The organism is Butyrivibrio sp. NATIVEDY162, assembly GCF_045999815.1.
In the GTDB taxonomy this organism is placed as follows: Bacteria; Bacillota; Clostridia; order Lachnospirales; family Lachnospiraceae; genus Butyrivibrio.
In genome coordinates this window covers 1,818,733-1,831,943 of sequence record NZ_CP172573.1, presented here as the reverse complement: position 1 = coordinate 1,831,943, position 13,211 = coordinate 1,818,733, and the positions used below count along the sequence as shown (strand labels likewise).

The 13,211-nt window shown below is 42.0% G+C and carries 7 protein-coding genes; 5 read left to right on the top strand and 2 right to left on the bottom strand.

The window, feature by feature from the left end:
- Nucleotides 1-185: 185 nt before the first annotated feature.
- Nucleotides 186-1,079: a DUF58 domain-containing protein gene (locus ACHCNF_RS07450; protein WP_408072157.1), complete on the top strand. Its 894-nt coding sequence runs from the start codon at nt 186-188 to the stop codon at nt 1,077-1,079.
- Nucleotides 1,039-3,432, top strand: a complete 2,394-nt coding sequence (locus ACHCNF_RS07445) for a transglutaminase-like domain-containing protein (RefSeq protein ID WP_408072156.1) — start codon at nt 1,039-1,041, stop codon at nt 3,430-3,432. The genes ACHCNF_RS07450 and ACHCNF_RS07445 overlap by 41 nt, the downstream gene beginning before the upstream one ends.
- Here ACHCNF_RS07445 and ACHCNF_RS07440 read toward each other — a convergent pair.
- Nucleotides 3,413-4,270 carry a YitT family protein gene (locus tag ACHCNF_RS07440; RefSeq protein WP_408072155.1) on the bottom strand — a complete coding sequence of 286 codons (858 nt, stop codon included), beginning with the start codon at nt 4,268-4,270 and terminating at the stop codon, nt 3,413-3,415. The genes ACHCNF_RS07445 and ACHCNF_RS07440 overlap by 20 nt on opposite strands.
- 197 nt (nt 4,271-4,467) lie before the next feature.
- On the opposite strand from ACHCNF_RS07440, the gene ACHCNF_RS07435 reads away from it, so the two are divergent.
- Entirely contained in the window at nt 4,468-8,475 is a 4,008-nt protein-coding gene (locus tag ACHCNF_RS07435; RefSeq protein ID WP_408072154.1) for an endo-1,4-beta-xylanase, read from the top strand.
- Between the two features lie 125 nt (nt 8,476-8,600).
- On the opposite strand, the gene ACHCNF_RS07430 is transcribed toward ACHCNF_RS07435, so the two are convergent.
- Nucleotides 8,601-9,497 carry a helix-turn-helix domain-containing protein gene (locus ACHCNF_RS07430; protein WP_408072153.1) on the bottom strand — a complete coding sequence of 299 codons (897 nt, stop codon included), beginning with the start codon at nt 9,495-9,497 and terminating at the stop codon, nt 8,601-8,603.
- 237 nt (nt 9,498-9,734) lie between these two features.
- On the opposite strand from ACHCNF_RS07430, the gene ACHCNF_RS07425 reads away from it, so the two are divergent.
- Nucleotides 9,735-11,687: a beta-L-arabinofuranosidase domain-containing protein gene (locus ACHCNF_RS07425; protein ID WP_408072152.1), complete on the top strand. Its 1,953-nt coding sequence runs from the start codon at nt 9,735-9,737 to the stop codon at nt 11,685-11,687.
- A 94-nt stretch (nt 11,688-11,781) separates the two neighbouring features.
- Nucleotides 11,782-13,149 (top strand): sodium-dependent transporter, encoded by a 1,368-nt coding sequence (locus tag ACHCNF_RS07420; RefSeq protein WP_408072202.1) that lies wholly within the window; start codon nt 11,782-11,784, stop codon nt 13,147-13,149.
- Nucleotides 13,150-13,211 lie beyond the last annotated feature (62 nt).

The following is a 13,211-nucleotide window of genomic DNA, read 5'->3' as shown; positions in this document are numbered from 1 at the left end:
ATAAACGACTTTTCGTATTTCTAATTATCTTAACAGCAGCTGTAGTTTGGGCATCTTATATGGGAGGTGCACTTCCGTATATGTGCCTTTTCAGCGTGCTTTTCTATTTTCCGATTTCAGCTATATATATTTTAACAAGCAATTACTTTTTCCAGGTATATCAGGAACTTCCTTCAAGGAGGGTCATGAAAGGTGAGGATCAGCCCTACAGTCTTACGATTGAAAATGCCGGCTTTTTCAGAATAAATGATTCGCTTCTCCGGATGGAGGATGAGCTTACCATGACAAGATTTGCAGGGGATGAAGAGGGGGTAGCGGATGAAAAGATGAACATGGTAAATCTTACCCCGGGAGAGAGAGTCCTGATAGATGGACAGGTTAACTGTAAATATGCGGGAAACTATGATGTGGGACTTTTAAGGGTCAGCTTTTTTGATCCCTTTGGAATATACGGAGCTTCATTTGATATCCCATCGCCGTACCGCGTAACGGTTATGCCGATGATCACGGATGTAGCCAACAATGTACTGGATTTTGAAAATTTAAAAAACGGCAGCAGGATAAAGAGTCTTTTATTAAAAGAACCTACGCCCGGAAATGAAATAAGACCATACAGAGTGGGAGACCCCATAAAGCAGATTCACTGGAAGGCCAGTGCTGCTGCGGGAGAGATGATGACAAGAACACCGGAACTTCTTGATCTTAAGAAAATCTCGCTTATATTGATTTCCGAGATATCAGAGCTTAAAAAGAATGATCCGGTTTTCATAAAGAGAAGGGACTATTTTCTGGAATTTGCGGTTTCTGCGGTTTATTATCACGCGCAGAAGGGTGAGAGCATTCAGGTCGTATATCCAAGGGGAGAGATAAAAAACATACAGGTTGCGACTCTGGAGAATTTCTCTGAGTTTTATGAGGACATATCTAAGGGGCCTTTTTATAACAGGGATAGTGATAAAGAAAAACTTGAGACTCAAAGTGAGAGCATGGCGCAAAATGGACAGGACGGAATTATCATCACAGTTAGAGAAAGTGAATATGGCACAGAACATTTTCTGGAAATCAGAAACGGCGATTGAGAGATTTCTTTTGGTGTTTGCCGGAATCATGCTATGGAAACCGGGATTTTGGCTGATCCTTCTGATATGTTATGCCTTTTTTGAAGGAGGGCTTTTGATTGGAAGGTATTTTCAGAAAATAGGGATTCTTATAGGCGGACAGGTGGTTGTGACAGGCGCACTTCTTTTGCTTTTTCATGAGATTCCTGTCTTTTTCATGGTACAGGAGACCGCAGAGGATCCATCGTATCTGAAGTCAGTAGGGATAATTGCTGCTGTTGCGCTTGTCATTTATGTTGTGCTGTACTTTGCCTCGAAGGTTCCGGTGCTGATCGGGATGATGGTGGTGGCAGCAGATATTTACATTGTTGTTCAGGAAATATTCAGAGTAAGAGGGTTAAACTACTTTTCAGTGGACAGGACTGCCATTGCTGCTGCGATAGCCCTAACCGCTCTGGAACTATGGAGAGTTCTAAGTCTTTTTCAGGAAAAGGTTTTTAAAGATAATAAGAATGTGAGATATATAGGTGGCGAGCCGGTGTCACTAGTATACAGGTGGCTTGTATTTTTTGTGCTAATGGAACTGATAGCCATCATGATTCCCGTAAACGAGAAGCCTATAGACTGGAGCATAGTTTATCAGATAGGTTACAGGGTTAGGGACGGATTTGAGACTTTTGCTGAAAATACGGGGTACTTCTTCTCCGGGATTGGAAGCGGTGGAAAATATCAGAGTGGATATAGTGGATTGTCGCTTGTGCCGGGAGAAATTACTGGAAATAGTCGTGATGAGCTGTACCTTACTACGGACGGAACCAAGAACAGTCTGTATCTTGCAGGTCATATAGAGGGAGACAGGGAGAGTGTTGCAGATGAGATGAAGGGGGACAGGATCCTTGATTTTCTGTATGCTCTGTATTCTCATGATATCGGAAGAGAAGAGGCGAGGTGCTTTGCCCGGGTGATGAAGCTGAATGTGGAATTCGGGTATCTTAGGACAAGGGACGTAATAAAGCCTGAAAACACGCTTCTCGTTCAGGCGATAAAGAAGGAAGATGCGGAAAATGACGGGTTGCAGTTTGAAAAGACTCATAAAAAAGGTGACAGCTATGATGTGGTATATCTGAACGTGGATTATGGCAGCAGGTATCTGGAAAACATTATGCGGTCACCTGCAAAGGCAGAGATCCCATCTTATTCCGAGATGGAGGATTACTGCGGAAAACTCCTGGACTATCAGCTAAGCAGAAGCGTGACGGAAAGGGATTATAGAGAATGGACTGACAAAAAAAACAAGGCGCAGTCCGATAAAAAGGAAACTTATGAGGAATATTTAAAGCCCGGGGAACTGGCAACCTCCAGGATGAAGGAGCTTGCAGATAGTATAACGAATGGGGCTGCAGGAGATTACGATGCCTGCAGGCGAATTGAGAAGTACCTGCGGCAGTACAGATACACCGTAACTCCCGGAAAAGCAGAGGATGGCACCAACTATTTAGAGAGATTTCTTTTTGAAACAGGAGAGGGATACTGCGTTCACTATGCATCTTCCATGGTGGAGCTTCTGAGACTTAGCGGGATACCTGCAAGGTATGTTGAGGGGTATTGTTACACTTTTCCTAAAGCAAAACATGACAGGTTCACTGTAAGCGGTGACAGAGCTCATGTATGGGTTGAAGCCTATATCGACGGAATAGGCTGGGTGCCCTTTGAGCCAACGGCAGCAAGGCGTACCTCGATTGATTCCTCGTGGAATTATACTGTGCCTGAGGAAGAGCTGAGCTCTGAAGAAATCGGCGCATCAATGAATGCCGGGGATATATATATTCCGGATATACCTGAGAATACTGCGGGATTTTTGCCTGATGAAGGCGACGGCAGTGATGCCGATATACCTGAAAAGCATGTGATAGATCTGGAAGTAGTAGGAAAGCTCCTTGGAACAATTGTCTTTGGACTTTTGATCTATGGGCTTCTCATGTGGGGAGCTATAGTGCTCATCAGACTTTTCAGATATCAGAGAGCTCCTATGTCGGGAAAGCTTGAAAAGAACATGAAGGACATACTCTGGTATATGGACAGAGAGTTTGCTGATCCGGAGAAAAAGGCAAGGATCCTGGAGGACTATGTCCCGGCTCTTCCTGAAGGGGAAAGTGTGAGCGGTGAGAGACTAAATATAACCGATCTCAGAGATTTGTCTGAGCACATTTTCTCTGTATATTACAGACAAAGATTTGCAGGAAGATCAGCTACCGGTGCCGAGGTCAGGGATTCTGAATACCTTAGAAAGTACCTGAAAAAAAGGTATATAAGGCAGATGTTTTCCCGGAGAAAGAATGCAAGTAAACAGGGCTTTAGAGATATGTTGACTTGACGTTCTCACCTATGATCTCATCTATGCCGCTTATTGTTGCAAAGCAGTTAAAATCAGACAGGATCTCACGGACCTGTTTTAATTCATATTGAGAAACAACGATGTAGAGAGCTTTGTTCTCGCCGCCGATGTAACCTTCAGTGTTCCACTCGGTGCAGGTGCGACCAAGCTCTTTATATATGCGATCTTTTATTGCGGCTACGTCATCGTGGGTAAAGATAAGACAGGCTCTCTGGGCATCGAAGCCTTCCTCAACCCGCGTCATTACAACGGATACAAGGACGTAGGTGAGTATGGAATACAGCCCATTGTTCCATCCGTATAAGAAACCGATTATGAGATACAAAACAATGTTGAAGTACAGCACCTGACGTCCGATGGATATGTGGATTTTAGGGCTGAGTATGGAGGCTACAATTTCTGTTCCGTCCAGACAGCCGCCGTATCTTAGTACGATGCCGACTCCCACACCAAGGATCAGACCGCCGAAGGTAACGGCCAGGAGATGCTCGGTGGTGACTGCGGGTGTTGTTTCGAAAAATGCCACAGCTACTGCAAAGATAGTCATTGCGTAGATTGAGCGTATAACAAAATGAGGACCCTTTTTCTTCCATCCGAAAATGAGGAAGGGTACATTCAAAAGCCAGGTTAGGATACTGAGCTTAAATCCTGTAAAATTAGCGGTGATCATGGATACGCCTACTATTCCGCCGTCAAATATTCTGTTTGGCGCAAGGAAATCCTCTATTGAAAAGGCAGCGATTGTTGCGCCAATTCCAATCATAATGTAGCTGAAGATAATGTCTTTGAGTTCCCGGCTGTGTTTATATCTTGACACTATATTTTTCCCCCATTGAAATGTGATTCCTGCTTAAAGTATATAACAGTAATTTGCGGTTGGCAAAAAGTGATAATAAATTAGCATTTTTTGGTAGGCAATTAGTTATTATTTACAGAATAATATGAAGTACGATACTGTGCAAATTGGGGGGATTGCACAAAACCACGCACTCAAGAAGGAGGTTGAGAAAAGGTATGCACAAAAAGATGTTGGGGTTGTCTTCACTGCTTATGGCAGGAATGCTGACAGTTTCATCTGTGGGGACAGGAGCAATGCATGTTTATGCAGCTGAGGATGTTGCCGCTGAGCAGGTTGCTGCTGCAGAAAAGGGCGACGATACGCCTGCAGGCACTGAGACCGGAGAGTCCGGCGAGAAGAAGCCTGAGCAGGAAGGTGAAGGCAAGGAAGAGGCTAAGCCTGAAACCGAAGGTGAGGAAGAAACTAAACAGGAAGGCGAGGCTAAGGAAGACGAAAAGCCTGCTGAGGAAGCAAAACCTGCAGGAGAGGAAGACGAAGCAGCAGCCGGGGATAAGGCAGAAGCTGAGAAGCCTGTAGAAGAAACAAAGCCTGCAGTAGAGGAAAAGAAGGAAGAAGATGGGGAGCTGAAAGGCGAAGAAAACGAAGAGGAGCCTAAAACTGAGTCAGAAGCCGGAAAGGCAGATGAAGAAGGCAAGATAGAAGAAGCAGAAGAATCCGGATTGGAATTCTTCAATAGATGGAATCAGTCTCAAAAGGTAAAGGGCAGACTTACATTTTCAAGTCAGTATCAGGAGTACTGCTATGATCTGGGAGAAGCTATTCCTGCAAATAGCTTTAACAGCGTAAAAGTCAAGGTTTCAAAGCAGGACAAAAATGTCGCAATAAAGCTGTATGATTCAGGTATGCAGGAATTAGTTGCAAATTATAATTGTAATGGTAGTGAAGAGTATGTTATTTCCGGAAGCGGTGAAGGAAAAGATGTTAAATATGTGGCTATAATGTCCATGGCATCGGGAGAAAATGAATATCCATACGGAATAACAATTGATGAGATAACAGTTGATGCCAAAGAAGCAGTTGCAGAAGAGAATGAGGAAACCCTTGTTTATGAGGGTGAAAACCTGAAGTTCATTGAACAGTGGGAAAACGAGGAAGTAGAAGGAACTACCCTTGAGTTTGATAAGGAATGGCGCGAATACAGGCTGGATCTTGGAAGAAAGATTCCCGGAGAAGACGTAAAGTCAGTTAAGTTTACATTTGAAGAGCCTACTAAGTCACTTGGGCTTAAGACCTATAGTGTTGGTGATGATGGCAAACTTAGTGAGCTGACTGCTGATTATGGGAAGAATGGAAGCACAAGCTATGTTATTCGTCCTTCAGTAAGCAAGGATGTAGAAGCTGTAGCTATCATGGCTATGAATGATCAGGAATATCCATTCACATGCACTGTTGAAAAGATTGAGGTAACTATTGATACTACTCCCGCAGATCAGAGACCTCAGAAGGGTGTCGAGGAAGATATAGTTGATCTTCGTGATCCTGTAACAGCGCTTATGGGTGATGATTTCATAATCGGTACAGCAGCAAGCTATGATGAATTTAGAGATGACATGGATATGCAGCTTGCATTTAAGCACTTTAACGGAGTGACACTTGGTAACGAGCTTAAGCCTGATGCAATGCTTAAAAAAGATGCTGAAATTGTTAAAGTAGAAGTAGGCGGTGAGGAAATTGATTTCCCTAAGCTTGACTTTGCAACACCTGAAGACCGTCTGGACAGATTCGTTAAATGGAATGAAGAGCATCCTGAGAAGAAGATAAGGATCAGAGGTCACGTACTTGTATGGCACTCCCAGACTCCTGATTTCTTCTTCCATGAAGACTATGATACAAGCAAGGATCTTGTAACACCTGAAGTAATGAATAAGCGTCTTGAAGCTTATATCAAGGGTGTAGCTGAACACTTCACTGCAGAGGGAAGCAAGTACAGAGATCTGTTCTATGGCTGGGATGTTGTTAATGAAGCAGTAAGTGATGGAACAGGAACCTACAGAAATGCCAGTGAGAATTCAATGTGGTGGAGAGTTTACAATTCACCTGAATTTATCCAGAATGCATTCGTATATGCTAACAGATATATGCCTGCTGATATTGCTCTCTTCTACAATGATTATAATGAGACAGTATCAAGCAAGGTAGAAGGCATATGTGCCCTCCTGGAAGGTGTAAAGAATACTCCCGGTGCAAGAATTGACGGTATGGGTATGCAGGCACACTATCAGATAGATGCAGGCCAGCCTTCAGTAGCTCAGATTAAGGATGCAGCAAAGAGATATGCTGCTATTGTTGATCAGGTTCAGATTACAGAGCTTGATTTCAAGGGTGCATCAGGAGCAGATGATCCCAGACTTGAACAGAGATACAAGGATGTATATGACACAATAAGAAGACTGAGAAATGAGGGTGTAAACTTCACAGGAATGACAATCTGGGGAATCACAGACCATCATTCATGGCTTCAGTCACAAAACAGTGCAGGTGGTGGCGCAAGCGGAAACGCAGTACAGTACCCGCTTCTGTTTGATAAGTATTACAAGGCTAAGCCCTGCTTCTATGCACTTGTAAATGCGGGTGAACTTGAGCCGGAGATTCAGAACATAACACTTATTCAGAATCTCAATAATGATTTTGCAACAGGAGAGTCCTACGATTTCAAAGAGGGTGATACATCAGCTACATTTATTCCTATGTGGAAGGATGGAGAGATCGATGTAAAGGTTACAGTTGCGGACGCTACAAATGATGCAACTGACAGCTTCACGGTTTACACTGATGATGGAAATGGCATAAAGGCAACTACTGTAAAGAGAGCTGAAGCAACAGCTGTTGATAACGGATATGAGAAGGTAGTTAAGCTTGATGTGGACAAAAATGCACTGTCATCAAATTCTGTAAAGATGGATGTAACTGTTACTGATGGTGACAAGACTTTTGCTTACGGAGATACAACTTTAAAGCAGGCAGAGTCAAGTAAGTACTATGCTACAACACTTGTAAAGCCTCTTCTTCCTGTTACAAAGGGAACAGTAGAAATAGATGGTGATGTATCAGATGAAGCATGGAGCGATGCCAAGGAGGTACAGCTTACTATAAACAGCGGTGTTACCTCAAGCGCAAGCGCAAAGATCCTTTGGGATGAGGATAATCTGTACATTCTTGCAAATGTTAAGGATGCAGATCTCAACAAAGAGAACTCAAACGCATGGGAACAGGATTCTGTAGAGTTCTTCATCGATGAGAACAATGAAAAGACAAATTCCTATCAGGATGATGACAAGCAGTACAGAGTAAACTTTGAGAACACTCAGAGCTTCAATGGTAAAAAGTGTGTTGCTGAAAACATCAAGTCAGCAGCTACTGTAACAGAGGATGGATATGTAATAGAGGCAGCATTCAAGTGGACTGATATTACAGCCGCTAAGGGTACAAAGGTAGGTCTTGATCTCCAGCTCAACGATGCAGACAAGAGTGGAAAGAGAATGGGAACTATTAACTGGGCTGACAATTCAGGTCAGGGATATGCATCAACAGCCGGCTTTGGAACAATTCTTCTTACAGATGGAACTGAGATTGATGTGCCTACACCCAGTGAAGAACCTTCTCAGAATGAAGAGCCTTCTCAGAATGAGAAACCTTCAAAGGTAGAGGCTGAGGTTAAGGAGATTTCAGCGCCTGAAGGTAAAACACTTACATATACAGGTAAGGAGCAGACAGGTGTAGATGTCGGTGAAGGATTTACACTTACAGGAAACAAAGCTACTAATGCAGGTACTTACACAGCTACAGCTACTCTTAAGGATGGATTTGTATGGAAGGGTGGCAGCAAGGATGCCAAGACTATCACATGGTCAATCAAAAAAGCGGCAAATCCTGTTACAGTTAAGGGAAAGACTGTTAAGGTAAGTAAAGGCAAGGTAAGCAAAAAGACACTGAAATATGCAGCATCCAAGTTTGTTAAGGTGAATGATGCAGAAGGTGATGTTTCTTATAAGAAAGAAAGCGGAAACAAGAAGATTAAGATTAACGCTAAGACCGGTAATGTTACAGTTAAGAAGGGCTTAAAGAAAGGAAGTTATAAGGTTAAGGTAACCATAAAGGCAGCAGGTAACGACAATTTCGAAAATGCTGAAAAGACAGTTACCTTCAAGGTTAAGGTAAAATAAGCAGTAAAAAGCTCTGACTAATAAGAAATGTATAGAAGAAAAGCGGCTTTCGGGTAATCTGAAAGCCGCTTTTCACTTTTTATGATGTATCAGCGAGAAAAAATATGCGAAATTCTTTCCATATATCAGGTGTGGTACAGAAGTCTTTTGGCATAGGTGTTTCTGTAAGCAGTAGGTGTAAGCCCTGTCACACGTTTAAAGGCACGGGAAAAGTTGTGCATGTCGGAAAAGCCAACAAGAGCAGCAATCTCGGAGACTGTCTGATCGGTGTCTGAGAGAAGGTAACTGGCGGTTTCTATTTTTTGCGACAAAATAAACTGCTTTAAAGAAGTTCCCCTTACTACACTGAAAAGGTGTGACAGATACTTGGGACTGTATCCAAAAGCATTAGCGATGTCGCTGATTTTGATGTTTTCGGAGATATTTAGCCGGATATAGTCAACAATGTCGGAATAGACCTGCTTGTTGCCAATGGGATCTGAATCCTTTGGAAGCTCGGAGAGGAGCTGGCCGTAGAGCTCAGTTACAATGGCGGTCATTGCGGCATTTAGTGTTATATCGGGATAGTTGTTTCTCTCAAGATCCTGGAGCTGCTTCATCTGCACAATCATACGCTGAGGTCTGGGAACAGTCCCTTTTTGAGGCAAGAGATAACAGGAGGCTCTCTGATATGCAGCGGAATCCTCTTTGCTGACACGTGCAGGGAACTGCTCCATATCTATGGTGAAATGGCTCCAATAAAATGAACAGTATGCTTTTTTAAAACCGGATCTGTTGTCGCCACTTGGGGGAAGAATAAGATATTCGCCCTCAGAGACAGAGAAGTCTTCATCCATGTAGCGAAGAAACAAGGTTCCCTCGGTTACAACGATGAGCTCATAATCGAAGCGAAGGGGAAGACTTGCATGCTTCCAATCGGAAGAGAGGGCCACGAATTTCCCTGAACGAAGATAGTGAAACAACTTGTTTTCAGGGAAAATCATCATTTGATCTTTTTTTGTTCCGGCTTTGGAATTCGGCATTTTCTTATTACCTCGCAGTTAAAAAACAGTCATAATGATACATAAAATAGCAAAATGACACATATTAAAAATAAATATACACTTAATCCATATAATAGCACAAAAATATGGCAAAAATAATGGCTATATAAACGAAGGTGAAAATGACACTTTTTCTATCCTTGTACTATTTTGATATGACTGCGGAAATGATAATCTTTTCTTGAAAAGTGATTTATCGGGAAAGGAACTGTATTTATGGAAAAATGTTTTAAGATAGCTGATCTGGGAGCTGTGAAGATAATAGATAAATATTGCAGGGAAGCTTTTGATATTGAAGTTAAGAATCTGCTTCTTCTTGATGCGGACAGACTGCTTGCGGGATTCAGAGAGACAGCAGGTCTGGTTGCAGGACTTGATGTTGTTGATATTGAAAAACTGATGAAGGGTAAAAAGCGCTACGGAGGAAGCTGGGAGGATGGCCTTATTGGCGGCCACACACTTGGACATTACATTACGGCTCTTGCTCAGGCTTTGGCTAATCAGACACTTACAGGTGATGAGAGAACTGCAGTGTCAGACAGGCTGGACTACATCCTTGAGGCACTTAAGGAATGTCAGGAGCTAACAAAGGGAACCTCAGAGGAGGGATATATTTTTGGTGCGGCTATGCCTACACGTGAGTTTCGGGACAATCCGTTTCTTCAGTTTGAAAATGTTGAGAAAGGGCTTAGCCATCCATTTCTGGAGGCATGGGTGCCGTGGTACACAGTGCACAAGATTCTGACAGGACTTAATGCGTCTTATAAATTTGCCGGAAAAGAAGCAGGCCTTGAAGTTGCAAATGATTTCGGAATGTGGATAGTAAGAAGGGCTTTGTCATGGTCAGAAGAAGTTAACAGAACTGTGCTTTCCATCGAATATGGCGGAATGAATGACTGCCTGTACGAGCTTTATAAGATAAACAAGGATTTAAAGCAGGAAGGAAGCTCTCTTTACCATCCTGAATTTGAGAAGATAAAGGAAGCTGCTCACAGATTTGATGAAGTGCCACTTTATGAAAAAATCCTCTCCGGAAAAGAGAATGTTTTGAACAATGTTCATGCAAACACAACTATTCCAAAGTTTGTAGGAGCACTTGCACGATATGAGATTGATCATAATGAAAGGAAGTATCTGGAATATGCAGAGGGCTTCTGGGATATGGTGATTTCAAAGCATACGTATGTGACAGGCGGAAATAGTGAAGATGAGCATTTTGGTGAAGATAACATCCTTGATAAAGAGAGAACTGCTGTAAATAATGAGACGTGTAACACCTATAATATGCTGAAGTATTCAAGAAGACTTTTTGCGCAGACAGGAAAAAAGAAGTATCTTGACTATGCTGAGAGAACCTTCATAAATGCAATTCTTGCGTCACAGAACCATGAAACAGGCTTCACTACCTATTTCCAGGCTATGGCAACAGGCTATCAGAAGGTCTTCAATAGTCTTGACGGTAATTTCTGGTGCTGCACAGGAACAGGATATGAGAATTTCACTAAACTTCAGGATGGATTGTACTTTGAAAATGAAAAGGAGTTGATAGTCGCACTTTTCCTTGGTTCTTCATATGAGGGAGAGGACTATACAGTATCTACAGAATGTGATTTTACAAGCTCTGATGAGGTTACAATAAGTGTTACTCCAAAGAGCGGTAAGGTGTTTGATAAGGACTTACTTCTGAGAATTCCTACATGGGTAATTGGAAAACCTGTAGTTATGTTCCATGGAGAGGAAGAATATGTGGAAGAAAGGGATGGATTCCTGGTGATACCTGCTAAGGCTGTAGAAAACGGCGGTGAATTTGTTCTTAAGCTTCCCATGGGAATCACCTGCCACAATCTGCAGGATGGTGCTGACACATATGCATTTATGTATGGACCTTTTGTACTTTCTGCAAGACTTGGCATGGCCAAAATGAAAACCAGGGGACATGGAATAGCAGTTGTTGCTGCAGCTGAAATGGCTGTGGATTCTGATGAGATAGTAATAAATGCAGAAAAAAGTGTAAATGATTTCATTAAGAATATAGACAGGTATCTTATAAAGCGTGAGGGTGAGATGGAGTTTGAACTCACCGGCACTGACAGAAAGCTGATATTTACCACTCATTACAACCAGTACAGAGAGAGTTATGGTATTTATTGGAAGTATAGAGCTTTATAATTTTTGAATAAAAAAGATTATTGTTTTCCGGGTAAGGAAACAATAATCTTTTTTTTCTGCTATAATATACTGAATTATTAATTGGAGGTTTAGTATTGTGGAAGAAAAACGTAGCTCGTTTACGGGCAAGATAGGATATGTACTTGCAGCTGCAGGTGCATCAGTAGGTCTTGGTAATATATGGAGATTTCCATATCTGTGCGCTAAATATGGCGGAGGTATATTTCTGCTTGTTTACATAATTCTGGCACTTACTTTTGGATATACTATGATAATTGCAGAGACTGCTATAGGGCGTTCTACTAAAATGAGTCCTGTGGGAGCATTCAGAGAGCTTGGCAACAATAAGCAGATGCGAATTGGCGGATGGATAAATGCCATTATTCCCATGCTGATCGTTCCGTACTATTCAGTTATAGGCGGATGGGTATGCAAATATCTGTATGAATATATAACAGATGATGTGAATGCAATAGCGGGTGATACTTTTTTCGTTGATTTTATAACAGATGGTTTTAAAGCGGAAATCTGGTTCGTTATATTCATGCTTCTTGTGGTTGTAGTAATTGCCAGGGGAGTTGAAAACGGTATAGAGCGAGTATCGAAGGTTATGATGCCTATTCTGGTTGTGCTTGCTATAATTATATGCGTATACTCAGTTACAAGACCGGGGGCACTCGAAGGCGTTAAATACATGCTGATACCCAACATGGCTAATTTTTCATGGATGACAGTTGTTTCTGCCATGGGCCAGATGTTCTATTCATTATCAATAGCTATGGGTATCCTGATAACTTTTGGATCCTATATCAAGAAAGATGTAAGTATTGAAGATTCAACCAGAAATGTAGAGTTTTTTGATACCGGAATCGCTATACTTGCAAGCCTTATGATCATTCCTTCAGTATTTGCTTTTTCAGGCGGAGACCCCGACACTCTTAATGCCGGTCCTTCTCTTATGTTTATTACAATGCCCAAGATTTTTGCAAGCATGGGATTTGGAAGGATTATAGGAATCCTGTTCTTTGCACTGGTTTTATTTGCTGCAGTAACAAGTGCTATTGCACTTACCGAAAGTGCTGTTTCAACAATAACAGATGAATTTCATTGCAGCAGAGGTCTTGCTATAGGAGTGATGGTGATCGTTATGGTTGCTCTTGGCAGCCTGTCTTCTCTTGGAAATGGACCACTTGCAAATATTACTGTTTTTGATATGCAGTTCCTTGATTTCTTCGATTTCCTTACTAACTCTGTTATGATGCCTATAGCTGCTTTTGCGACCTGTATGCTTGTTACAAATCACATGGGCATAGAGAAGATAGAAGAGGAAGTAATGAGGAACGGGCATCCATTCAGAAGAAGAGTAATTTTCGGCTTCATGATAAGGTTCCTTTGCCCCTTATTTGTAATAATCATTCTGTTCAGTTCAGTGGCTCAGGTCCTTGGAATGATCAGCTTTTAAAGTGGCCGCAAGGCTTTGAAAAAAAGCAATTGATATGTTGATTTTTTTCTTTATTTGCAAAA

What these genes read in the sequence shown, in the direction of transcription:
- ACHCNF_RS07450 (WP_408072157.1), top strand. Translation starts at nt 186, where the DNA reads ATGAAAGGTGAGGATCAGCCCTACAGTCTTACGATTGAAAATGCCGGC.
- ACHCNF_RS07445 (WP_408072156.1), top strand. Translation starts at nt 1,039, where the DNA reads ATGGCACAGAACATTTTCTGGAAATCAGAAACGGCGATTGAGAGATTT.
- ACHCNF_RS07435 (WP_408072154.1), top strand. Translation starts at nt 4,468, where the DNA reads ATGCACAAAAAGATGTTGGGGTTGTCTTCACTGCTTATGGCAGGAATG.
- ACHCNF_RS07430 (WP_408072153.1), bottom strand. Translation starts at nt 9,497, where the DNA reads ATGCCGAATTCCAAAGCCGGAACAAAAAAAGATCAAATGATGATTTTC.
- ACHCNF_RS07425 (WP_408072152.1), top strand. Translation starts at nt 9,735, where the DNA reads ATGGAAAAATGTTTTAAGATAGCTGATCTGGGAGCTGTGAAGATAATA.